Annotated in this window: 18 protein-coding genes; 11 read left to right on the top strand and 7 right to left on the bottom strand. The window is 64.2% G+C overall.

Going from position 1 to position 24,440, the window contains the following annotated elements; genetic code table 11:
• Positions 1–9: 9 nt before the first annotated feature.
• Together B7R93_RS00580 and B7R93_RS00575 are read right to left on the bottom strand one after the other, a co-directional pair.
• The gene (locus tag B7R93_RS00580; protein WP_232797865.1) at positions 10–468 is read right to left on the bottom strand and encodes a bactofilin family protein; all 459 of its coding nucleotides are present in this window, start codon (positions 466–468) and stop codon (positions 10–12) included.
• A gap of 94 nt (positions 469–562) precedes the next feature.
• On the bottom strand, positions 563–1,462 hold the full coding sequence (locus B7R93_RS00575) for a M23 family metallopeptidase (protein WP_103018913.1): 900 nt from the start codon (positions 1,460–1,462) through the stop codon (positions 563–565).
• Positions 1,463–1,771: 309 nt separating this feature from the next.
• On the opposite strand from B7R93_RS00575, the gene rpsT reads away from it, so the two are divergent.
• Positions 1,772–2,026, top strand: coding sequence for a 30S ribosomal protein S20 (rpsT, locus tag B7R93_RS00570; protein WP_103018912.1), 255 nt, complete (start codon positions 1,772–1,774; stop codon positions 2,024–2,026).
• A 341-nt stretch (positions 2,027–2,367) separates the two neighbouring features.
• Positions 2,368–3,339, top strand: coding sequence for a PKD domain-containing protein (locus tag B7R93_RS00565; protein WP_103018911.1), 972 nt, complete (start codon positions 2,368–2,370; stop codon positions 3,337–3,339).
• A 290-nt stretch (positions 3,340–3,629) separates the two neighbouring features.
• Here B7R93_RS00565 and lysS read toward each other — a convergent pair whose 3' ends face one another.
• From lysS to B7R93_RS00550, 3 genes are all read right to left on the bottom strand, one after another.
• A complete protein-coding gene (lysS, locus tag B7R93_RS00560; protein ID WP_103018910.1) occupies positions 3,630–5,174 on the bottom strand; it encodes a lysine--tRNA ligase in 1,545 nt (514 codons plus the stop codon).
• A 160-nt stretch (positions 5,175–5,334) separates the two neighbouring features.
• Positions 5,335–5,940 (bottom strand): hypothetical protein, encoded by a 606-nt coding sequence (locus B7R93_RS00555; protein ID WP_232797864.1) that lies wholly within the window; start codon positions 5,938–5,940, stop codon positions 5,335–5,337.
• Positions 5,941–6,111: 171 nt separating this feature from the next.
• A complete protein-coding gene (locus B7R93_RS00550) occupies positions 6,112–7,044 on the bottom strand; it encodes a Rossmann-like and DUF2520 domain-containing protein (RefSeq protein ID WP_103018909.1) in 933 nt (310 codons plus the stop codon).
• Positions 7,045–7,336: 292 nt separating this feature from the next.
• Here B7R93_RS00550 and B7R93_RS00545 point away from each other — a divergent pair, with 292 nt between their 5' ends.
• From B7R93_RS00545 to purF, 5 genes are all read left to right on the top strand, one after another.
• Complete coding sequence (locus B7R93_RS00545) at positions 7,337–8,560, top strand: alanine dehydrogenase (protein WP_103018908.1); 1,224 nt, start codon at positions 7,337–7,339, stop codon at positions 8,558–8,560.
• Positions 8,561–8,589: 29 nt separating this feature from the next.
• Positions 8,590–8,838, top strand: coding sequence for a hypothetical protein (locus tag B7R93_RS00540; RefSeq protein ID WP_103018907.1), 249 nt, complete (start codon positions 8,590–8,592; stop codon positions 8,836–8,838).
• A 184-nt stretch (positions 8,839–9,022) separates the two neighbouring features.
• On the top strand, positions 9,023–10,405 hold the full coding sequence (locus B7R93_RS00535; protein WP_103018906.1) for a sodium-dependent transporter: 1,383 nt from the start codon (positions 9,023–9,025) through the stop codon (positions 10,403–10,405).
• A gap of 146 nt (positions 10,406–10,551) precedes the next feature.
• Positions 10,552–11,922: a sodium-dependent transporter gene (locus B7R93_RS00530; protein WP_103018905.1), complete on the top strand. Its 1,371-nt coding sequence runs from the start codon at positions 10,552–10,554 to the stop codon at positions 11,920–11,922.
• A gap of 516 nt (positions 11,923–12,438) precedes the next feature.
• The gene (purF, locus tag B7R93_RS00525; RefSeq protein ID WP_103018904.1) at positions 12,439–13,968 is read left to right on the top strand and encodes an amidophosphoribosyltransferase; all 1,530 of its coding nucleotides are present in this window, start codon (positions 12,439–12,441) and stop codon (positions 13,966–13,968) included.
• Between the two features lie 194 nt (positions 13,969–14,162).
• Here purF and ggt read toward each other — a convergent pair whose 3' ends face one another.
• Positions 14,163–15,968, bottom strand: coding sequence for a gamma-glutamyltransferase (ggt, locus tag B7R93_RS00520; protein WP_103018903.1), 1,806 nt, complete (start codon positions 15,966–15,968; stop codon positions 14,163–14,165).
• 463 nt (positions 15,969–16,431) lie between these two features.
• On the opposite strand from ggt, the gene B7R93_RS00515 reads away from it, so the two are divergent.
• Complete coding sequence (locus tag B7R93_RS00515; RefSeq protein WP_103018902.1) at positions 16,432–17,577, top strand: serine hydrolase domain-containing protein; 1,146 nt, start codon at positions 16,432–16,434, stop codon at positions 17,575–17,577.
• A gap of 33 nt (positions 17,578–17,610) precedes the next feature.
• On the opposite strand, the gene B7R93_RS00510 is transcribed toward B7R93_RS00515, so the two are convergent.
• A complete protein-coding gene (locus tag B7R93_RS00510) occupies positions 17,611–20,607 on the bottom strand; it encodes a DUF748 domain-containing protein (protein WP_103018901.1) in 2,997 nt (998 codons plus the stop codon).
• 1,036 nt (positions 20,608–21,643) lie between these two features.
• Between B7R93_RS00510 and B7R93_RS00505 the strand changes: the two genes are divergently transcribed.
• The 3 genes from B7R93_RS00505 to B7R93_RS15595 form a co-directional block, all read left to right on the top strand.
• Positions 21,644–22,816, top strand: coding sequence for a hypothetical protein (locus B7R93_RS00505; RefSeq protein ID WP_103018900.1), 1,173 nt, complete (start codon positions 21,644–21,646; stop codon positions 22,814–22,816).
• 146 nt (positions 22,817–22,962) lie between these two features.
• Complete coding sequence (locus B7R93_RS00500; protein ID WP_103018899.1) at positions 22,963–23,382, top strand: type 2 periplasmic-binding domain-containing protein; 420 nt, start codon at positions 22,963–22,965, stop codon at positions 23,380–23,382.
• A 51-nt stretch (positions 23,383–23,433) separates the two neighbouring features.
• Positions 23,434–24,440, top strand: a 1,007-nt coding sequence (locus B7R93_RS15595; protein ID WP_232797863.1) for a HAMP domain-containing protein, incomplete at its 3' end; no start/stop codon positions are given.

The following is a 24,440-nucleotide window of genomic DNA, read 5'->3' as shown; positions in this document are numbered from 1 at the left end:
GCCCGGGACCTACGCCTCAGTCGCCTCCTCGGACAGCTCTGCGTCCGCCGCCTCAGGTCGCTCAGAGCGAACAGAATTGCGGTCTCCCCCCTCTTCGCTGGCGAAGGGCGCTCTGCTTTCGGAAACCGTCGTGCCCATCTCGCACTCGCCCGTAAACTCCGCCCCTTCTTCCACGACCAGGCGATCCGTTTCGATCGTCCCGTCTACCCGAGCCGTACTTTTGAGCACAAGACGTTCGTCGACGTAAATCTCGCCTTGCACCTGCCCAGCAATTTCAACGTTGGTCGCGATAATCTCTCCCTCGACCTCCCCTTCTTCCGCGATCATCGTCTTCCCTTCCACCTTCAGGGTTCCTTCGATGCGACCGCTGGCGCGGACATCGCTGTTCGCCCGCACGGTTCCCTCAAAGACAGTGCCCTCACCGACGAGATTGACCTGGTCCTGAACAGTACCTGTCTGGCTAGCCATAGAGGATGAAGCGTCGTCCGTTTGCGAGTTTCCAAAGAGACCCATCAGAGAAGGATGGAGGTGCAAAAAGGTATGGCGGTCGTCCCGGCGCAAGCTACCAGCCTGCGATGTAGGCGTCCGGCCCTTGGGCGAGGCCATTTCGCCAAAGCTCAAAGTGCAAGTGCGGGCCGGTCGTTACCGCACCGGTGTTTCCGGTCACGGCAAGTGGCTCCTGTGTCGTTACCCGGTCGCCCAGTTGCTTAAGCAAACGCCTGCTGTGTTTGTACACGGAAAGGTATCCACCGGCGTGCTGAACTGCAATCGTGTACCCTCCGTCCTGCGCCCAATCGGCCCACACGACGTATCCCTCCCCCACTGCTCGGATGTACTCCCCCTCGGACACCGCTACATCGACCCCGTAGTGCCCAGACTCTACATCGAAGTCTCGGGTGGGAAACCCATTCGTGACCGGAGGAGAGAGGGGAAATGAAAGTCCTGTGAGGGCGGCTGGGGCATTTCCCTCCACGCCGACCGTCGGCGCGAAGGCCGGTTGCCGGTGGGCGTTTCGAGCAGAGGATTCGGTGGCTTCTCCACCCGGCGCCCCCCCTTCCTCGTTGGGCGACCGTGCCCCTCTCGCTCCCCTGGATTCCGGACGCCCCTCTTCCGAAAGAGGCGTGGAGTCGACCCGGCCGGTAATGAGCCCACGGAGGCGCTGGATGTAGTGTCGCTGTGCAGAGAGCGAGTCTTGAAGCGCCTGCACACGGAGGGTATTGAGGCGAGCATTCTCCTGCATTTCTTCTGTCCCGTAGCCAGGGACCTGCGTGCGCAGCGGGGTGAATGCAATCAATACGGCCACCGTGGCCCCGACCCCCAACAGGCTTCCGCCCCAGGTCATCATCATGCGTGACGGACGAACCTGGTATCGCCGAGTTTTGCCCATCCCATCCGCGTCCATCACGACGATGGTATGGTCGGTGCCCACATTTTGAATGAGGTCCGCGAAAAACGACCACATGACACCGTCTCTGCCTCTGTTGCATGAGGGACGCAGCACACAGTACAGGCCCCACCGGTGTGGAACTCGAGCTTTGGGGCCTGGCCTCTCCAAGTCACATTTTGCACGGGGAACGGATCGACGTATTTTCAGTTTCTGGAGTGGTTTCCAACAGGGTTCCGATCAGGCCTCCCAGAACGATTTACGCAATCTTCCTTCTGCGGGCGTGCGGAACTCGGCAACGGGTCGGGCACAGCGTTTCGGATCGCCTCGCCCCCGCTCTGCCCCCAGTCACTGCTCTCTCGCCACCGACCACCACTTCCCCAAACCATGCCCCGACACGAATCTGCAAAGAAGCGGATGCGACAGAACGAGAAGCGCCACGAGCGCAACAAGTCGCAGAAGAGCCGCGTCCGCACGAAGATCAAGAAGCTCCGCTCCTTGGACAACAAAGAAGAGGCCGAGGAACTGCTCAACGACGTGAAGGGCGATCTGGACCGTCTTGCCGCCAAGGGAACCATTCACACGAACAAGGCGGCCAACAGAAAGAGCGAGCTGGAGAAGCACGTGGACACCCTGGAGTAGTCGGGGTAGTGCCCTCTGCCTCTCCATTCTGCCTTTTTCCCTGACAGTTCTGTGCTCCCAGGTGCATCGTGAGCACTCGTTTCAGGGGGCCGTTCAGTGCCCCCCGGCGTCCTTGCCCACACGCTTCCGTCTTTGGGGTGAGAAATAAAATCGCCGGCTCCCTCCTGCAGGCTCCTTCTTCTTGAAGACCTCGGATTTATCCCTGGGGAGGGAATTGCGTGTCCGAACCACGTTCTGTACCTTATAAGGGTACAGAAAACATTCACTCTCCACGTGAGTGGCTCCGGGGAGCCATCGTCTCTTCTCTCGGCCTTTGCTTCTTCCAACACACCATCAACCCTATGATGACATCCGATATTTCTTCAAGTACACACTTCCGCTCTTCACTCTGGGTCCCCCTTCTTCTCATCGCCGGAGGACTCTTCCTTGCCGGCTGTGGATCGACGGCCCCCGTTGTACAGTCGGTCAGTGGCCCTGACACCCTTGAGACCGACGAGACCGGCACGTTCGAGGCCTCGATCAGTGAGGAGGCCGACGAACCCCTGACCTACACCTGGGAGTTCGGCGACGGCGCAACGGGATCCGGATTGTTGGCAAACCACAGTTACGGCTCGACGGGGCAGTACGCCATTCGGTTTGAGGCGAGCAACGACGGAGGCTCTGACGCGGACACCATCTCTGTGCGCGTCGTCCCGCCGCCCCAGCCCGCCTCCATTGCGTCGATCAACGCGACGCCAAACCCGGTCGATGAAGGCGAGTCGGTGCGCTTCAGCAGCAACCTGCAGGGCGACTCCCCTGTGTCACGAAGCTGGAGCTTCGGAGACGGCTCCTCATCGATGAGCCAATCGCCCACACACACCTACGAGGACCCGGGGCAGTACACCGTGCGCCTTGAGGCTTCCAATGACGTCGGGGAGGATACGCGGACAGTCACTGTCCGCGTGAACCGCGTGCTTCCGGAGGTCTGCACCACCGTGAGCGAAATGAACTCCACCTTCTTCGACCGCAACTCCAGCACGCTGACGGAGGAGGCGGAGGAGAGCCTGCAGGAGAATGCCGACATTCTCTCCGACTGCCCGAACCTGAGCGTCCAGATTGAAGGCTTCGCTGCGCCGGGTGAGCGCAACGTGCAGTCGCTCTCGGAAGACCGCGCCGAGGCGGTGTCCAACTTCTACCAGAACAACGGCGTGCCCGGCTCCCGCGTCATGACCGGGGGGCAGGGCCAGGTCGAAGGGGTGACCTCGAAGAAGGGCGGCACGCGCCAGTACCGCCGTGCGGACTCGCTTCCCCAGCGTGAAGACGACGGCATGTAGTCTTCTCTCCGTCCATGCGGACCGTCTCTTCGGGCGGGTCCCTCTTCAGGGGCCCGCCCGTTTTTTATGGGCCTCACCGTCGGTCCTACGGCGCACACACTTTTCGTGGGTCCGACACGGCCGTCGTGAGCCGAACGGACGGTGGGGACGTGACGGGGCGGCGAACGTCTGTGTCCCCCTACGGCGAACAGACGCTGTGCCGTCGGGCAAGACAAGACTCTTCCGGCAGGGGGCACGTCGCTCGCGGCCAGCGATACGGGGGCGGGCAGGCCTCCTCCCTGTGTTGCCGACTACTGCTCCGGCCGGAGCAAGGGGAAGAGGATCACGTCGCGGATCGACTCCTGCCCGGTGAGGATCATAGCAAGACGATCAATGCCGATGCCCAATCCGGCCGCGGGCGGCATGCCGTATTCCAGGGCCCGGAGGTAGTCCTCATCGATCAGCGATTCCGGATCCACATCTTCGTCCACCTCGGCGGCGCGCTGGCGTGCCTGCGCCACAAATCGCTCCCGCTGATCCTGCGGATCGTTGAGCTCGCTAAACGCATTGGCCACCTCGCGCCCCGCCACCACGAGTTCAAACCGCTCCACGAGCCCCTCCTTCTCGCGGTGCTTCTTCGCAAGGGGGCTCAGCGCAACCGGGTAGTCCGTAACGAAGGTGGGCTGGACGAGCTCCGGCTCCACCGTCTCGCTGAAGACCTCGTCCAGGAGGTCCCCGAGGCCCATGTCGGCGTCCACCTCCTCCAGCCCCAGCTCATTCGCCGCCACGTCGTAGACACGGTCGGCGTCGGCCCCGTACAGATCGATCCCGGTTTCCTTCTGAATGGCCTCGAAGAACGGAACCCGTGCCCAATTTCCGCCCAAATCAATTTTGTGCCCTTCAAACTCCACCGTGGATGTGTCGTGGAGCGTTGTGGCCACCGTGCGGAGAAGCTCTTCCGTCAGGTCCATCATCCACCGGTAGTCCTTGTAGGCCACGTAGCACTCCATCATGGTAAACTCCGGATTGTGGAACCGGCTCAGGCCCTCATTGCGGAAGTCCTTTCCGATCTCGTACACCCCCTCGAAGCCCCCCACCAGCAGCCGCTTCAGGTAAAGCTCATCCGCAATGCGGAGGTAGAGCGGCATGTCGAGCGCGTTGTGGTGCGTCTTGAACGGGGACGCCGACGCTCCCCCATAGACGGGCTGGAGGACGGGCGTCTCCACCTCCAGGCATCCCCGATCATCCAGAAAGCGACGCATGGTGGAGATAAGCTCGGACCGCTGGCGGAAGACCTCCCGCACGTCTTCGTTCACCGCGAGGTCGACGTACCGCTGGCGGTATCGAAATTCCTTGTCCGTCACCTCGTAGTAGGTCTCCTCGTCGGTCTCCTTCACCACCGGGAGTGGGCGGAGGGCCTTCGCAAGCAACTGAAAGTCGGCGGCGGCCCGGACGGTCACCTCGCCCATCCCCGTGCGGAAGACAAATCCCTCAACACCGACGATGTCTCCGATATCGAACAGCTCCGTGAAGACCTCGTCGTAAAAGTCTTCGCCCAGGTCCTGCGAGCGCACGTAGACCTGAATCGTGCCGGTCTCGTCCTGCAGGTCGAAGAACGCCGAGCCCCCCATCACTCGAAGGCCGGTAATGCGGCCGGCAATGGAGACCTTGTACTCCCCCACGTCTCCGTCCGCCGGCTGGTGGAGGTCATCGTCGAACGTATCGAGAATCTCATCGGCGTGGGCGTCCACGTCCCACGCATAGGGATAAGGGGCAACGCCACGCTGTTCCAGGGCCTCGCGCTCCTCGCGACGGCGCTGTTCTTGTTCACTGAGCTCTGAAGATGCGGGGGACATTCGAAGATTGGAATCGTCAATGGAAGAGAACAGACGTACGCAGGCAGCTGCTCAGACGGCAGCTGTCCGCAGAGGGGTCTCGCTCTGGGAAGCACGACGGACCTGTCCGTCGCCGGACTGTCCCGAACGGAGTGCTGCCCCGAGCGGAGTGCTGGAGGGCCTACGAGATCCACTCCTCGGCCTCCAGCAGCAATTCGTCGTGATGGCTCCGGAGAAGTTGCGCAATGAGCTGACTCAGCTCACGGGCAGCGCTGCCCGGCGACTGGCCCGTTGTGAGCGAGGTCATCTGATCGGTGCCTTGCTCCAGCATCTCCAGCGCGCTGGACAGCGTGAACCACCAGGGCTCTCCAGCGTCAGCCGCGCCGGCTGGGGACTTCGTGGAGCACAGGTGCATTACCTTGTGTCCCTGGGTCGTGAGCGTGTCGCGCAGCACCGACACGGCCTGCTCCGCGGTCTCCACCATGGATCTCATTTTTTCTTGCTGCCCGAGCGACAGGGCCGCACTCGCTGCCTGTCGCTCGTAGTGGAGTGCTTTTTCCAAGATCTGCACGGCGGCCACGGCCACCGACTGGTACGGGGCACACTCGCAGTCGGCCTCCTCGACGAGCGTGTGGAGGGCTTCTACGTCCGGGTTCGGCACCTCGGACAGCGTTTCTTCTTCGTCTGTCAGAAGAAGCGCCCGTCCCGAAAACTGCTCTGGGCTTCCCTCGGGGTCGTGCTCCGCCGCCGACGATCCGGCGTCGCGCTCACGTGCCGCGTCACTCATGCAGGGCGATTCGTTATGAAACTACAGTGGTGGGGGCCACAACATTCCCCATGCCGCCTCTTACGAACACGCAGGAGACGCACATGGGGAGATTCGCACTACATCACAGGGCCCGTACGAGTTCCAGATTTTGACCTGCGTGCATCAGGGAGAACGGAGAATTCGGCATGTTCAACGTAAAGGATGGGATGAACTTTCCGAGTTGGTGTCCATGGCCGTCCGCAGAGAAGACAGGATTGTCTCTGCCCGGTCGGCGGACAGGTCCCCCCCTTGGACCGCCACGCGCACCATTTCCGTGGAGAGGGCCGCATAGACGGGCACGAGGTGAGGCGCTCCGTGCTCCAGGGCGTCAAGATGGGCCTGAACGGTGCCACTGTCTCCCCGCACGACAGGACCGGTGAGCACCTCCGGCGGGCGTCCTCCCTTGAGATTGGACCAGGTGTGCTCCACGAGTGGCCCCATGAGATCGGCGCCCGAGGCCGACGCCTCTTTTCCTTTCAGGTCCCCAAGCACCTCCTCCACGACGGCCAGGAGCGCGACGAGGCCGTTCGAGGCGAGGACGGCGGCGCAGTGGTAGCGGGCCTTCTCGTCGGGCGTCAGCCGGAGGGGCTGTGCCCCGAGCGCTCTGGCCAGTGCCTCCCCCGTAGCAAGGGCCGGCGCGTCGCCCTCAAGCCCCACGACGATGCCCTCAAGGGCCTCAGGAGGCGTCATTTCCGTAAAGGTTTGCAACGGGTGGAAGCTCATTGTGGCAGCACCCTGCTGGTCGAGCGGAGCGAGGGCCGCCGCCGTCCGCGCCCCAGACGTGTGTGCCACGACGGTGGCGGCCCACGGATGATCGCAGCGCCCCAGGGCCTCCGCGACGTCTTCAATCGCGTGGTCCGGCACGCAGATGAGCACAATTCGAACGGTGTCCGGCAGCGTCTCCCCCGTCGTGCCCACCACCGGGGCCCCGACTCGGTCGGCCAGGGCACGGGCCGCTTCTTCCCGTCGGCTCACCACGGCTTCGATCCGCCGCCCATTCGCAGAAAGGCCACGCGCGAGGGTCGTCCCCACGGCCCCGGCCCCAACAATGGCAATCGGCCCTGTGGGGGATGCAGTAGGCATTTTTTACATAGGAAAATTCGCTGACCGATGAGAGCGCCCCCGGGGCACGGTGGAAGTCCAAATGTAGGTGCCAAGGCGGAAAAGGTCCACCGCCCCATTGCCGGCGCCCCAATGCCCAAGGGCGCGCTTGCCGCGGAGGAGAGAAAGGACCTCTTTGTCCTGTGTCGCATCCGGCCTCCGAGTGTGCAAAAGCAAGATTGCTTTCATAAATTATGGTATTTGAACGCCCCAACCCCGAGTTTCTAAGTGCTTGGGTTCCAAACGAACTACACCTTGCCGCCCACCCGTTCGTATGGAGATTCCTTCTCTACAGCAGGGCTTTGAGCGTGAGCATGGCCTCATGACCCAGGAGAAGCCCCTCACGCAGGAGGATGAGCAAGAGTCCCTTCGCATTGGCGTTCCCCGCGAGGTGGGGAACGAGGAACAGCGCGTGGCCCTGGCCCCAAGTGGGACCGGGGCCCTCGTCGCCAATGGGCATGAGGTGTACGTGGAAGAGGGGGCCGGGATCGAGGCGCATTTCCAAAACGATGAGTACGCCGACGCCGGGGCCGAGCTCGTATCCGCCCCCGACGACCTCTACGAACGGAGTGACCTCATCGTGAAGGTGGGGCCGCCGGTGGAGGACGAAATGGATCTTCTCCAAGAGGGCCAAATTCTCCTCTCGGCGCTCAACCTCGGGGGCACGACTCCCGAGTTTCTTCATCACCTGATGCGAATGAAGGTGACGGGCATCGGGTTTGAGTTCATCCGCGACCCGGACGGCACCTTTCCCCTCGTGCGCATGATGCACGAGATCACCGGATCGGTATCGATCCAGATCGCCGGGCGCTACCTGGAGAGCAATGAAGGGGGAAAAGGGGTCATGCTCGGCGGCATCTCGGGCGTCCCGCCCGCAACGGTGGTCATTCTGGGGGCCGACGTAATTGGCCAGTGGGCCGCCCGCACCGCCCTCGGCTACGGGGCACACGTCATCGTGCTCGATACCGAGCTTGGCTCCCTTCGCACCCTCGAAAACACACTGGATCGCAGCGTCACCACCGCCGTTGCCAGCGAGCACTACCTCCGCCAGGCCGTCCGCTCGGCCGACGTGGTGGTAGGGGCCATGGTAACCGGGGGCGAGCGCTCGCCCCTCCTCGTGACGGAGGACATGGTACAGTCCATGGCCCCGGGCGGTGTCGTGGTGGACGCGGTGATGGATCAGGGCGGCTGCGTCGAAACGAGCCGCCCCACCACCCACTCCGCTCCGACCTATCGCCGGCACGACATTGTCCACTACTGTGTGCCCAACATGCCGTCCAACGCGGCCCGGACCGCCTCCTACGCCCTTACCCACGTGCTCGTCCCCTACCTCCTCCGCATCGGCGAGGCCGGCTCCATCAACGAGGCCCTGTGGCACGACGAGGGGCTCCGCAACGGGACGTACGTGTACCGGCAGCACCTCACGAAGCAAAACCTAGCGTCGATGTTCGGCATGAGCCATCGCGACATCGAACTGCTCATCGCCTCGGGCATCTAGTCCAGTCCCCCCACAGTTCAGTCCCGCCGATGGCCCTTCCCGTCACCCTTCGGAAGGTGGACGAAACGCCCCGCTACTGCCTGTACGACCTCGGCGGCGAAGACGCAGCGGCCGGCCGCGTCAAGCTGTACAAGGCCTCTGCGGACATTGAAGTGGTGCGCCTCTCGGGCGAAGAGGTGCCGGCCCGTCCACCCTTTTACCTTGCGCAGGGCGTTTCCCGCCTGCGGACGTACTGCGAGCGCGATCAGTATCCGGACACAGACACGTGGACCGCGTAGGCAGTCTCGGTTGGTTTCTGTTTTCCGTGATTTTCCGGGGACAGGCGCTCGCCCCCCGCCGGTCATCGTTGTGTTCAGGGGAAGTGCCTCTTATCTTCGCGTTCTGATTGCCCTCGTTCTCCAGCCTTCCGGCACGTCGGGCCGCAGGCCCGGTCTGCCCCTTTGCCCAACCGCCTGTTCTGAAATGGCCTTTCCTTCTCCGGAGCGGGAGCAGTGGAGCTCTCGGCTCGGCTTCGTCCTCGCGGCGGCGGGGTCAGCCGTCGGTCTGGGCAACATCTGGCGGTTTCCCTTCAAGGCAGGTGACAACGGGGGCGGGGCCTTTGTGCTGATCTACCTCGCCTGCCTCCTCCTTCTTTGCGTCCCGTACCTATTTGCCGAACTGGCCCTCGGGCGCAACGGCAAGCGAAATCCGGTGGGGGCCATTCGGGCCGTTCGGGGCCGCTCCCCCTGGTCTCTCGTGGGGGGACTCTGCGTGGCGACGGGCCTCGCCATTCTGAGCTACTACGCGGTGGTGGCCGGCTGGGCCGTGGGCTACGTGTTTCGGGACCTCGCCACTGCCGAGGCCTCAGACGTCGCCTTTGCCCGCTTTACCGCCGACCCGCTGTGGGTCGTTCCCCTATTCGGCGGCTTTCTTTTCGCGACGGTGGGGGTGGTCGCCAGGGGCGTGCGCCAGGGCATCGAGCGGTGGGCCAAGATCCTGATGCCGATGCTGTTCGTTCTCCTTTGCCTCGTCACCTTTCGGGCCGTTACGCTGCCCGGTGCGGGCGCCGGACTTGCGTTTTACCTGACGCCCGACTTTTCGGAGGTGTCGGGCCTGATGGTCGTGGAAGCCCTCGGGCAGGCCTTCTTTTCCCTCAGCCTCGGCGTCGGGACGATGGTCACGTACGGCTCGTACCTGCCCGACGACGAAAACCTGGTCGTTGCCGGCGGGTACGTGGCCGTCTTCGACACGCTCATCGCCCTTATGGCGGGCCTGATGATCTTTCCCGCCGTGTTCGCGATGGGCCAGGACCCGGCGGAGGGCCCCTCGCTCGTGTTCGTGGTTCTGGCCGATGTGTTCGGGGCCATGCCGCTCGGGTCGTTCGTCGGGACGCTCTTTTTCCTCCTCCTCGCGATTGCTGCCTTTACCTCAAGCATTCCACTGCTGGAAGTATTCGTCTCGTATCTCGTCGATGAGACGACGTGGTCTCGCCGCACGGCCGCCCTGAGCGCCGGCGGGGTTGCGTTTGTTCTCGGCCTGCCGTCAGCCCTGTCCCAGGGCGCCGTGCCAGCCCTCAGCGACCTGTCCTGGCTCGTGGGGAACCAGATTCTTGGGCCGAGCCCCGGCGTGCTCGACCTCGTAGACTTCCTCTGGGGAAGCGTGGCCCTCGTCCTTGGCGCCGTCTTGCTAAGTGTATTCGTGGGGTGGGTGTGGGGCGCCGACGAGGCCCTGGAAGAAGTGCGCCCCGGCAACGGCCACGCGATGGGACGGTGGGCCGGGCCCCTCTGGCGCGCCGCAATTCGGTACGCCTTTCCCGTCACGATTCTGGCCGTGCTGGTCGTTGACCTTCTCTACGACGTGCTGTAGCGGGGCTGCCCGCTCACCTCTCGGCCGTTCTCCGGCGCGCGATTGCGATCACGTTCGTTACCCTTTAACTTCGAGCGATGTTCACTCTGGCACGCCCATCGGGCGCGCCGTTCTTTTCTGTTCCACCAGCCCCCCCGACGATTCTCATGAGCACATCCTCGACTGACCGAGAGCAGTGGTCGTCCCGGATCGGCTTCGTCCTCGCCGCCGCCGGGTCGGCCATCGGGCTGGGCAACATTTGGCGCTTTCCCTACCTGGCCGGCGAGGGGGGCGGCGGGGCCTTCGTGCTCATCTATCTGCTGTGCATCCTCTTCATCGGGATGCCCTACCTGTTCGCCGAGCTCTCGCTGGGGCGCAATAGCCAGAAAAACCCGGTCGGCGCGATCAAGTCCATCACGGGCGGGGGCTCCGCCTGGATCGTGGTGGGGGGCTTTTGTGTGCTCGCCGGCTTCATTATTCTGAGCTACTACAGCGTTGTGGCCGGATGGGCCGTGGGGTACGCAGTGAAGGATGTCCTGGCCCCCACCATGGGCTTCGAGGCGTTCGCGGCCGCCCCGTGGCTCAACGTCGGGCTGGTGCTCTTCTTTCTGTCGCTCACGCTCCTCGTGGTGCTCGGGGGCGTGGAGAAGGGCATCGAACGGTGGGCCAAAATTTTGCTGCCCGTCCTGTTCGTGCTGATTCTCCTCGTCATCGTCCGCGCCGTCACGCTCGACGGGGCCGCGGAGGGGCTGCGCTTTTACCTCGTGCCCGACTTTTCCCAGATTACCTTCGACCTCGTGATCGCCGCCCTCGGGCAGGCGTTCTTCACTCTCAGCCTCGGCATGGGGGCCATGATCACCTACGGCTCGTACCTGCCGAAGCAGGAGGACATCGCCGTATCCGGTGGCTACGTGGTTCTGTTCAACACGATGATCGCCCTGATGGCCGGGTTCATGATCTTCCCCGCTCTGTTCGCGATGGACGCCGATCCGGCCACGGGGCCCGCCCTCGTGTTCGTCGTGCTGCCCCAGGTCTTCGCCCAAATGCCCCTCGGGGGAATCGTCGGGTTCTTGTTCTTCCTCCTGCTGTCGATCGCGGCACTCACCTCCAGCATCTCTTTGCTGGAGGTCGTGGTGGCCTACTTCGTCGACGAGACGGACTGGTCGCGCCGCAAGTCGGTGGCCGTCATCGGCGTCATTACGTTTCTCATGGCGCTCCCCTCCGCCCTCTCCTTCGGGGCAGTGGACGCGTTCAGTGACCTGAGCTACCTGTTCGGCGAGGGCGGCCTGTTCGGCCAGAACAACGTGCTCGGCATCCTCGATTACCTCATCGGAAGCGCGGGGCTGGCGATGGGCGCCTTCTTCCTGAGCATCTTCATCGGGTGGGTGTGGGGGGCCGATCAGGCGGCCGAGGCGCTCCGCAGGGGCAGCACGACACTGAGCGATGGCTTCCTGCGGGTCTGGATGTTCGGCATGCGATACATCATCCCGGTGGTCGTCTTCGGCATCGTCGTGGGCTACCTGACCGGCACGATCTAGAGGCTCCTGGTCCGGCGATGCGTCTGGGGCACCGTGTGTTCAGGATCGGCCGTAGCAGTGGGCATTCTCCACGCAGTGCGCGTCCGTGCAAAAGGGCAAAAGGCGAACTGCCCAGACGGTCGCGTTCGTGGGTCAGGGGGGAGACGACCCGCTCGGCTACGAAGTCCCCCCGTCGGCCCCATGGCTTGGAGCCGGAACTCGGGGAGGGTGACGATCTCTGTCCCCGGCCTGTGCAGGTAGAACCTCGGCGGGACCCGCGATCCGGGCGCCATCGTCGACGTGGCGGATACGGTGGGCACGGATCACGATCATCCCCACGCGGGCACGTCGGGAAACCGATCCGGTGTCTTCCGCTATGCGATAATTTTACGAAGGCAGTGCCGACGGACCCACGTGGGGTGGGATCATCCATTGCCCCCCCCAGTTTCTTCAATTGTGATCGGGGCTTCTGCATTGTCAGGATGCCCCGCTGCATCTCCGTCCCACCAGCCTGCGGCCCGCCTTCGCCGTTGTCCCATGAGCGACGCCGTCCAAGAGCACTGCGGCATCTTCGGCATCTGCAATCACCCTCAGGCCGCCCGGCACACCTACTACGGCCTGCACGCCCTGCAGCACCGGGGCCAGGAGGCCGCGGGCATCGTCACGTCCACCTACGACGAGCAGCAGGAGCAGCCCACGATGCCGGCCCACAAGGACTTCGGGCTCGTGCTGGACGTGTTCGACGACCCAAGCCTCTTCAACGAGCAGCTGCTGGGGGATGTGAGCATCGGGCACAACCGCTACTCCACCAGCGGGGCGTCTTCGAACCGGGACAACATCCAGCCCCTGGTGGTGCATCACCGGCGGGGAAACCTGGCCTTGTCGCACAACGGCAACCTCTCAAACGCGAAGGAGCTCCGCGATAGCTTCCGCGAACAGGGAACCCTCTTCCAGACCACCAGCGACAGCGAGCTCATCCTGCACCTCACGGCGCAGAGCCGACGACAGAACCATCTCGACCAGATTGTCGACGCCCTCATGCAGATTGAGGGCGCCTACTCGCTGCTCCTGATGACGGACGAGCACATGATCGCCGTCCGCGACCCAAATGGGTTCCGGCCGCTCGCCCTGGGCCGCCTGGAGACGCCGCAGCACCACGAGGGCCCGGCCTACTGCGTAGCCAGTGAGACGTGCGCCTTCGACATGATCAACGCGGAGTACGTGCGGGACATCGAGCCGGGCGAGATCCTAGTGATCGACCGCGAGGACTGCGTCGACGACGGCGACTTCGAAAGCCACGAGATCCCCACGAAGTACGGGGTCAGCCAGTGCGTCTTCGAGTACGTCTACTTCTCGCGGCCCGACTCGCAAATCTTCGGGGAGATGGTCGACAAGGTGCGGCGCCAGCTCGGCATCCAGCTGGCCCAGGAGGCCCCCATTCCCGAGGAGGCGGAGGACGACGAGAAGACCCCCATCGTCGTGCCGGTGCCGGACTCGGCCAACACCTCCACGCTCGGCTTCGCGGAGGAGTGTCAGGACATGGGACGGCGCTGCCGGTTCGACCTCGGCCTCATCCGCAATCACTACGTGGGCCGCACCTTCATCGCCCCCGGCCAGGACCGCCGCGAGATGAAGGTGCGCTGCAAGTTTAACACCGTCCAGGGCCTCTTGAAGGACCGGACCGTCGTGGTCCTCGACGACTCGATCGTGCGGGGGACCACGGCGCGCTACCTTGTGGAGATGCTGCGTGACTCCGGCGCCAAGAGCGTTCACTTCCGGGTGTCGTCCCCGCCGGTTATCAGCCCGTGCTTCTACGGCATGGACTTCCCCGACGCCGACGAGCTGCTGGCCAACAAATTTGACAGCATTGAGGAGATGCGCGACTATCTCGGCGTCGACTCGCTGGCGTACCTGTCGGTGGAGGGCCTCATGACGGCCGTGAAGCGGGCGAACCACAGCGACCTCAGCTACTGCAACGCCTGCTTCACCGGCGACTACCCGGTGCCGGTCGACACGGACATGACCAAGGAGGAGTTCGACTGGCAAGCGCCGGCGCCGCGGGCTTGAGTGTAGGACCCCTCTCCAGTGGAACGTGTGTCCTGAGAGTATACCCGCTTCGTTTTCGGATCGTGAAACGTGATGCGTAAAGCGTGATTAGCAAGAGCGACCGTCCTCATGCATCACGCATCACAATTCATTGTAGACGGGCGCCTATCTCGAGGCCGAGCATAGATCTCTCCTGAAGGCTCGGCCCCTGAAGATCACAGCCCCACCGCTGCTCCGTTGGCCCGCGGATCCGATCCGCCGTAGAATACCCGCCCCTCGTCGCCCGACCGCGTCACACGAAGGCCCTGCGCGCGTCCCCACCGCGGGATGCCCCCGAAGACGCCCTCTGTTACCTCCCATCCGCGCGCCCGGAGATTCTGGACCGCATCCCTCGAAAGGGCGAACTCCTCGTAGCTCAGGTGACGCGGTTTCCACTGGTGGTGCAGGCGTCCAGCCGTCACCGCCTGCTCGATGTCCATCCCGTGGTCGATCACGTTCATGATGACCTGGAACGTGGTCGTGATGATGGTCGACCCGCCCGGCGCCCCAATTACTAGGGAGAGCTCGCCGTCCGGATTCTCGACGATCGTCGGCGACATCGAGGACACCATGCGGCGGTCCGGCGCCACCAGGTTGCGCTTCGTTCCCGAGAGGCCGAACTGATTGGGCACGCCCGGCTTCAGCACGAAGTCGTTCATCTCGTTGTTCATAAAGAAGCCGGCCTCGTCGACCATGACCTTCGACCCATACCCGCTGTTGAGCGTGGTGGTCACGCTTACGGCCATGCCGCTGCTGTCGGCCACCGAGTAGTGGCTCGTCTCCATCGACTCGCCCGCCAGCATGGGCTCGCCGGCCCGCACCGAGTCGGTGGGCGTGATCCGGCTGGAGTCGAACGAAGCCATCCGGTCCCGCATGTAGTCCTTCTGCACGAGCCCCTCCGTGGGCACCTGTACGTGATCGGGGTCCCCGAGCCACTTGGCGCGATCAGCAAAGACGCGGCGCATGGCCTCGCCGAGGTAGTGGGCCGTGGCGCTGGAGTTGAAGCCCATCCGGCCGATGTCTTTCATCTCGGCCGCGTTCAGGAGCTGGGCGATGGCGACACCGCCGGAGGAAGGCGGCCCCATCGAGTGGACCTCGTACCCTCGGTACGACGCGGTCACCGGCGCCCGCTCCACCGCCTCGTACTCGGCCAGGTCCTGCTCGTCGATCAGCCCCCCGTTGGCCTGGAACTGCTCGGCGATGAGGGAGGCCGTCTCGCCTTCGTAGAACTCGGACTTGCCCTCGTCGCGAATGCGCTTGAGGGTGCGGGCCAAGTCCGCCTGCACGAACCGTTCCCCCGGTCGGTATTCCGCCGACGCACGGCCCTTGGTAAAGTACTCTTTCGTCGCCGGAAACTCGGCGAAGGCCTCGTAGCGGTCGTTCAAGCCTTCGGCCATCGTGTGGGGGAGCGAAAAACCTTCTTCCGCAAGCCGAATGGCCGGGGCCATCACCGTCGCGCGGTCGAGCGTGCCGTGCTCGTCGAGGGCCTTCAGCAGCCCCGCGACGGTGCCGGGGACCCCCGAGGCCAGATGGCCGCGCCGGCTGCGCTGGCGCACGGCGGTGCCGTCGTCGTCGAGATACACCTCCTGCGTGGCCCCGCTAGGCGCGTCCTCGCGGTGGTCGATCGTCGTGACTGAGCCGTCGGACCGGCGGATGACCATAAAGCCTCCTCCTCCAATGTTGCCGGCGTAGGGGTGCACCACGGCCAGCGCGAAGCCCGTCGCCACGGCGGCGTCGACCGCGTTGCCGCCCTTCTCCAGCATCGACACCCCGGCCCGGGACGCCCGTTTCTTTGCGGACACCACCATTCCGTTCTTCGCGTATTCGGGGACGGGAGCGGGGACAGGAGCAGGGCCGGCCGCCCCGGACGACACGGCGGAGCGGGGGGCACTCGGGGCCGGTGTCCAGGCCGAGCCCCCGAAGACACCGATCAAGAGCAGAAGCGCGCAGCCAAGGAGGCGAGCCGTCGAGCGGGCAGACATGGTGCGGGGGAGTGACCGGGAGAGAACGGGGATTTCAAAACGTAGGCGTCCCCTACTCGAATGGCAACCCGTCCCCGCTCCGACTCAGCACAGTTTCCCGATCGTCACGGCGGGGGAGAGCAAGAGGACCACTGTGACAGCCATGGCAACTGAGGGTCCATGGATCCGGCACAATTGCGGTCATCCCCCCTTGCCGTGAGATGGACGATGGGCCCCCGCGTCGGTGACGAAGAACATCTCGCCCAACAGAGCAGGGGCCTCACGGTCCTTCTGGACCGGCTCTGCAACCAGGGGAACAACGTGCCCTGGGGCCTCACATGCATGGATGGCCCGTTTCGTGGCGACTGGGTCGCGGCGTTCGGGGGGAATCTACACTGCGGATATGCCTTTTGGGGACACAGGTGCAGCGTTGCCGTTGGAATATGCACAGGGGGTTCATGACGTTCTCAAATCACTCGTAGGTGTGTCTTTCCCTCCCTCCACACTTCGCAGCGCCTTCCGCCGGGTCACCAGTCACACGGCCCTGGGCGGCTTGCTCCTGATGTGCCTCCTCGGGATGCCCGCACACGCCCAGCCCAACACGACGACGGAGACATGGAGGGCACACCCCTCCGAGTCGTACGGCTTTGACGTCTTCGCGCTCGCCGCGGCCGTCGACCGCGCCGCCGACCTTGCGCCCCTCAGCAGCCTGCTCGTGGCGCGTGGCGACACGACGGTGGCGGAGGTCTACTTCAATGGACGAGGGCCCGATCAGGCCGCCAACCTCAAGTCCGCCAGCAAGAGCGTGCTCGGCGCCCTCACTGGCATTGCCCTCGCGGAGGGGTCCTTAGACGGCGTCGACCAACCCATCGGCCCGTTTTTCCCCAACCTCCTCGGCGACGCCCCCCGCAAGCAGCGCATCACGGTCGATCATTTGCTCACGCAACAGGCGGGCCTCGAATCGACGAGCTTCGGCAACTACGGTGCTTGGGTCTCCAGTCCCAACTGGGTGGCCGACGCCCTGCGACGCCCCATGATCGACCGCCCCGGCGGCGAGATGATCTACAGCACTGGCACTACGCACGTCTTGGGAGCTGTCCTCGCCGAGGCCACCGGCCGCTCGCTCCGGGCCTTCGCGCAGGCGCACCTCTTTGACCCGCTCGGGGTGCGCATCCGAAGCTGGCAACAGTCCCCCACGGGCCGCTATTTCGGCGGCAACAACCTGGCCCTGACGCCCCGCGGACTGCTTCGGTTCGGGCAATTGTACCTGAACGGGGGGCGCTTTCGGGGACGACAGGTTCTCCCGGCGGGCTGGGTTGATCGGTCGTGGCGGACCTACGTACGCTCCACCTACCACGGCCACCAGTACGGGTATCTTTGGTTCATGCACGAGCTCGGAGGGGAGCGCGTGGCCTTTGCCTGGGGATACGGCGGACAATACGTCTTCGTGGTTCCCCGGCTTCGTCTCGTCGTGGCCTGCACCTCGTCGCTTCGGAACCGCCCATCCGGCAGTAGCAACCACAACGAGCAGATCTTGCGCCTGCTAGCGGAGCACATCCTTCCGGCCGCGCAGGGCCCGCCCGGCCCTGCCCCATGGCCCTCACGTCCCCACCCCGTGTTTGGCTGGTGACCGTCCCGATCAGGGGCGACCTTGAGCCCCAGGCTACTTCTTGCCTCCGCCCCCTTCAAACAGATTTCGGAGGCGGTTGAGGCCCTCCTCCTTCGCCAAGGATCGGATCTTCGACGTGATGGCGTCCTTGTTTAGAATCTCGACGGAGGGGTTGCGCATCGTGCCGCCCAGCTGGACCGTCACCGGCACGGCCTCGGCACCGGCGTCTTCACCCACGAGCGTGTCGAGAAGCGATCCAAGCTGCCCGTCTCCGCTTCCCAGACGCCCGGTCACCCCCGAATCGTCGAGGACCGAGAGGGGGAGCTGCAGCGTCATTTCGAGATCCATGCCGCCCGTCAGGCCCAGCGCCCCGTCCACCTGGCCATTGAACCGCCCCCCTCCGAAGTCCCACGTCTTCAGCCGGAACTGTCCTTCCTTAATGACAAACGGACCGCCGAGGCGTTTGAATTGCTTTAGCGAGGCCGACGGCAGGTTCAGCGCGTCGGCGAGGGCCTGGGCCGGCCCTGCATCGAGCGACAGCCCGCCGTTTGCGACGAGCGACTGACCGATGGCGGTAAAGGCCTCCGTCCGCGGCAGAAGGCCCTCCGTCAGGGCCGTTTCCCCGTCGGCGTTAAGGGTGAGCGTGCCGGTCACCAGACGCCCCAGGGTGGTCCAGTCGTCGAGCACCGCCCCGGCCTGCGCGTCTTGCAGTTCAAGGTCGTACGTGAGCGCCGATGCGGGTGCAGCCGCGTGTGCTGAAGGAATCCGCCCCGGAGCCGCCGCGGCGAGCCACACGGAGCCGGACGCCGGCACAGTAGAGGCGGACGTCGATGTCCGCTGGTCAAGCGTCAGCGAGCCGGCAAGGGTGCCCTCGTAGGTCGTTCCCGTCAGGTTCTGCACCCGCAGCCGCCGGTCGTCCATTTCGACATCGAACGCCAGGTCGTCGACACGCTGGGGATCATTGCGGAACGTAGCAATCTCGACACGTCCGTCCACCGTGTAGGCCGGGAGCTCGAGGCCGCCGTACGCCTCTTCGGCGATCGCGTCCGGCGGCTCTCCCCCCACCGCCGCCCCAGACAGGTGCGCGGCAAAGAGCTGCGAGTAGGATACGTCCGACGTGTCGGCCTCCGGGTAGAGGGACGCGAGGTCGAGGCGGTCGGACGTGAGCGTGAAGGTCGCGGACAGTGCCGGGTCGGCCTCCGCCATGCCTTCCGAAAGGGGAAAGAGATCTTGTGCGCTGGCCCGCAGCGACACGGCCTGCTCGCCCGACCGAATCGGAAATAGATCCATCGCAAGGCCCGTGCCGGTGAGCTGTACAGTCGCATCGGGAATTTCGACGGGATTCCGGAACGACTCGTAGGGCACCTGTACCCCGGTGAGGCGCACCGAGCCCCGAGGGCGAATCGCGTCGGGCGCGTCGAGCGGCCCTTCGAACTGCACGTCGTAGTCCGCCCGTCCCTCCAGGGACTCTGCGATGGCCTCGGCGCCGGTGATCGACGCGAGACGGGGAAGATCCGCCGTTCCGGCCAATTGCCCCGTGACCTGCGGGCGGTCGAACACGTCGCGCACGCTGACTGCCCCCGAGACCGGGCGCCCCAGAAGCTGTCCATCGAGGTCCTGGACCGAGGCCGCCGTGCCCGAAAACCCAAGCCCCGCCTGGAGCCCGCGGAGGAGCGCCGCCCCGTTGTAGTCCACGCCTGCCTCGGCGAGCCGCCCGGACCCGTTGATGCTGAGTTGCTGGACCGATGCCGCGTCTGATGGCAACGGGCCCTGTGCCGTCGCATCCAGGCGGAGCGTGCCCTGCGGGTTGTATTCGCCAGCCTGCTCGGGCGGGGCCAAGGCAGCGAGGTCGGCCAGGTTCATCGCGCCCGTCTCCAGCTGGAGGGCGAGGCGCGGATCGCCCCACAGGTCGCGCACCGACACGTCGCCGGTGAGCGAAGCGCCCAGCAGGCGCCCGTCCACGGAGGTGGCGGCCACCGAGTCGAGCGCGAGCGACAGGTCGGCACTCAGGTCACGGAGGAGGGCTGTGCCCTTGTAGTCCACGCCCGCCTCGGCGAGCTGGCCCGTGGCCGACAGGGCAAGGGCCTCTGTCGTATCGGAGAGGGGCCCCGCGACCGTCCCCTCAAGGGCGAGCGTCCCCTGTGGATTGACGCCCGCCACCGCCGCGGCCGGCGCGAACGCCGCAATTTCGGCGAGGTCCGTCCGTCCCGTCTCAAACGTGAGGTCAAGCGCGGGCCGCTCGTTCAGCCCAGAGATCGTGCCGTCCACCGAGACCGTAATCGGGGCCGTGTCGAGCTGAACGGTCCGGAGGTCGATTCGTCCTCCGGATGGCGCCACGCGGACGTCGTACGTGGCCTGGGCATCCTGCACCGCGAGGGTGTCGGGGCCCACGCTGGGCAACAGTGCCCGCACGGACCGCAGGTCAACCGTTCCCGCACTCGTTACGGCGGGCCCCTCAGGACGAGCGCTGAGCTGGGCGTCGAAGTCCAGCTGGAAGGCCTGCCCGGCGGACCGGTCGGTGTAGTGCACCTGCGCTTCCGACACGCGGAAGTCCGACACCGGAATGCCGGCGAGCGGGGCCCCGCTGGAGGTCGCCGCGGTCGTATCGGTCGTGCCCACGTCGTCGAAATTGGTCGCTCCGTTCTCAGCCACCTCGTAGCGCACGACCGGCGCCTCCAGGGCCACGGCCGTCGGCCGGAGGGTCAGCCGGAGCAACGGCCAGAGGGCCACGTTCACGGTTAGCGCCCGGGCCTCCAGGGCGGGCGCCGGCCCGTAGCCCTCGGCGTTGGCGAGCCGGACGCCAGAAACGCGAACGGCAGGGGTCGGCAGTGTACGCAGCTCAATCGCGTCGATGTCCACGTCTCGTCCGGTGGCCTCCTCCAAGGGCGGGACGACGTATCCCTTCAGCTGCTCGGACGTGAAGAGGCGGGGCAGCACGAGCGCGGCCCCCAAAACGAAAACGGCAAGGCCCCCGACCAGACCGCCGCCCCACTTCAGCAAGCGGTACGTGCGGGGCGCGTCCGGAGCGGCATCAGGAGGTGTTTCAGACATGACGGCGAAGACGAGGACGAAGAGAAGCGAGAGACGAGAGCGCAGGTCCTTTTTTCGATTGTGAACCCCTAAAACTTGTCGTAGGGGCAACCGATCCGGGTCGTCCCCCGCGACGGGCGCTACCGCTGTTGCCCTCCCCCGGAGGAACCGCAGGCCTGGCCTGGCACAAGTGACCGTAGCGAGGCTGCCCAGAGGGACGTACCCGGTTGGCACCTGAACGACCAACTGGCCGAGCGTCAAGGAGGGCACGAAGGCGGCAATGAACAACAGGGGCCCTCGTCCGCAGCCTGGGCGGTCACGCTCGCCAGAAGGGCCGCTGTTCACTAGAAGAAATGCTTGATCGTCTTACCCGAAGGCAAGCCGGTACGCGGGAAAGACTCTTTTGTCTGCTTTCCTTGGAGGGCACCTATAGGCCAATCAAAAAACACACCCGAGGACAAAACCACCGAAGAGCCAATGAGACTCTGCAAAACTCAAACCATCGGGGCCATCGGCAGGCCTCCTTCGATTCTCTTCGCACCACGAGTGAAGCCTCCCGATAGGGGCGTGTAATTCAGCAAAAGAGACAGTGGCTCCGAGCCACACTACACGACAAAAATCTCACTACAGGTCCTCCTGAGCGCCAGCAAAGGATCTCTCCGAACGAGGCGGAGGCCTCTTCGACGCGCACTGCCGAAGGGCCCCGCCTTTCGCCGGCCCCGCAGAGATTCCCCCAAGAGCGTTCGGGCACTTCGTTCCCGGCCCTTCGGGCGCAGGCTTCCTCAGGATAACCAACTGCGGAGCGGTCGAGACGGATCTCACACCGACAAAACTTTTGGCGTGTCAGGACCCCAAGTGGAAAAAGGGGGAGCGTACCGCCAGGACATTCTCCAAAAGTTTTCGTTGCTTTATTACGTTGGTTTCTTGTGGATGTTGTCAAATGAATTTTTTCTAGAGTAAGAATTATACCTTAAAGCCATGTCCCCCTCGCCGATAAGTGAAGTAGTGCTCCAGCAGATTCGTCCCTTGTTTTTCTCGATAAGACCAGACAATTGTCATGTCGACTGGTAGGATTTCTTCTCTGTACATCAGTCTTCTCGTATTCGGACTGACATTTGCGTTCGTTCCCGAGCCGGCACTCGGCCAATCCGATGACCTCAACATCTACGGCTTTTTTCAGGCACAAGGTAGATACGTTGACTCGGAAGACGCAAGCGGCGATGGCGGCTACAGTTCGTTCCGACTTCCCCAGCTCAACCTGTTTTTTGCGAAGGAGTTTGGAGATGACTTCGGGGCGTTCGTTAGTACTGAATTTCTTAACAGTTACAACTCCGGCGAAGACTTCGGGATCGCTCGTCTGGGGGAAGGATGGGTTCAGTACGAATACGGGCGGGCCCTGAAGGTCAAGGGCGGGCTCCTAATTCCAAAGTTCAACAACCTGAACGAGATCAAAAATCGGACGCCCTTGCTGCCGTACATTACCCGGCCCTTCGTCTATGAGCAGTCCTACAAAAACCTCTTCGAGAACGGCGACTACGTGCCACAACGGGCCTACGGGCAGGTCTACGGCACGCTCCCTGTCGGGGACGTGGAGGTCGACTATGCGGCCTACGTAGGCAACAGCGACCCAGGGTTCCTCGTCTCCGGGGACGCAAACTATCCCGTGTCCGGAACCGACACGACCTACTCGAAGCTCTTCGGGGGACGGGTTGGCGTCAACTACAAGGGGGTAAAGGCTGGGGTGTCGGGCACCGTGGACGAGGCCAACATGCGCGAGGTCAATCTCTCCATCGCCGATGTCTCCGTGCCCGCTGGGCTTGGGGATGTAGACCGGTACCGCATTGGGGCCGACTTGTCGTTCGACGTCAACGACTTCTTTGCCGAAGGGGAAGTCATCTCTGTCGTATACGACCTGAGCGACAAGCAGGAGGCCCAGTGGGACGGACTGCGAGCACAGCCGACCTTTGCAGGCGTCCTCGGAGAAGATCTGGACCAGCTGTTCTACTACGGCGTGGCGGGGTACCAGATCACCGACAAGTTCGATGTCCACGTGCTCTACAACGCGGTCGAAGAGAGCCGGTCAGACACCGATCTTGATTCGTACGGAGCAGGCGTCTCGTACCGTCCCGTCTTCCCTATACGGTTGAAAGCAGGCTACCGGTACACGACGATTCGGGACGGGGCCTTCAACAGCGACTTCTTCAGTCTCGCCGCCAGCGTCACCTTCTAGGCGCACGACCGTGACCGGGCGGGGCGTGGCCGAGCAATCAGGGCTTCCTTTTTCCTGGCTGCACCCTTCTCCAAGCTACATCGAGACTCATGTCTCGAGCCTTCCGCTTCGCCATTCCCACCACTGCAAATTCCATCGATAGAGTCATGAAGCACCTATTTTTTCTGTGTACTGCCCTGTTGTTTGCGAGCTTGGCCGGGACAAGCCACGCTCAGGTCGCCGTCATCGCACACGAGGACGTCCCCGTGGAGCAGACGGATGCCGAAACCCTGGAAGACGTGTACCTTCTCGAGCAGAACAAGTGGGACAACGGGTCGAAGATCGTACGCTTTGACCTGAACGCTGAAAACGACACCAAGACTGCCTTTTACGATCATCTCGGGCAGTCGGTGAGTGACGCAAAGAAGGTGTGGCTGCGGAAAAAGCTTTCGGGAGAAGCTCAGCCTCCGGAGAAGGCGTCGCCGGGGCAAGTTGTCGATAAGGTGAGCACCACCTCGGCGGCCATCGGGTACGTATCGGCCGACGCGGTAACGGATGCCGTCAAGGTGATCGCGACCATTGAGTAGCCCGCCGTACCTCCCTCTCCGTCTCATCGCCGCAACAACGCTCTTCAGGTTATGCTCAACCGCCTAAGCGAATCTCTGCGGGCCAAGCTGATCGTTGGCTTTGCCGTTCCGTTCGTCGTCCTCGTTTTGTTCGTGTCGATCTACTACCCGCTCAGCCAGCGCACGGACAGTCTGGATGCGGCCCGGAATCAGGTCGGCGAGCTCAGCGAGATGGTTGCCCTATCGGTTGGGACCGGCCTGGCCGACTCGAACTACGACCTGGTCAAGAAGGCCTTCGACTGGGCCACCGCCGATTCGAAGGTGCGGTACGTGGCGATTCTCGACGAGGACGAGGAGACCCTGTTCGACCACAATCCCGACGAGATTCAGGTCGAGACATCGCGATTGCTTCAGACCGAGTCCACGATCCGTGAGGGGGGGCTGTTGCGCACCTCACACCCGATCGAGTACGGCGGGGAGAGCTACGGAAACGTGGTTTTGGCGTATTCGCTGGAGGAGGCCATGTCGGAAATTTGGTCGGAGACGCTGCTGACCATTTTCATCAATCTCCTGATTCTGGGGCTCGGCATCGGGGTCGTCCTCTGGCTCTCTGGGCGCATCTCCGGACGCATTCGGCGGGTTCGGGACGGGGCCCAGGCCATCAGCGAGGGGAACCTGGACGTGGAGATTCCGATGGAGACCGACGATGAGATCGGAGAGCTGGCCGGGGGCTTCAACGAGATGGTCCGGGACATTCGCACCACTCAAGAGGCGCTGGAGGAGGAGAAGGCCTCCGTCGAACGGCGCGTGGAGGAGGCAGTCCGCGAGTCCGAGCAGCAGCGCGAGCGCCTCGAGGAAAGCGTCGACACAATGCTGGAGGCAATCGGCCGCTTCTCCGACGGAGACCTCACCGTGCGCCTCCCCCCCGGCCGGGAGGGCGCGATTGGGCGCCTCTTTGAGGGCTTCAACGACGCGGTCGCCGGCCTCCGCTCCATCGTCGGCCAGGTGCGGGAGGCAGCCACCTCCACCGCCTCGGCCACCGGGCAGATCAGCGCCTCCAGCGAGCAGATGGCCGCCTC

This window comes from Salinibacter altiplanensis (genome assembly GCF_002894645.1).
Taxonomy (GTDB): Bacteria; Bacteroidota; Rhodothermia; order Rhodothermales; family Salinibacteraceae; genus Salinibacter; species Salinibacter altiplanensis.
The sequence above is the reverse complement of the archived record's forward strand: the minus strand, read 5'-3'. Positions and strand labels throughout refer to the sequence as shown.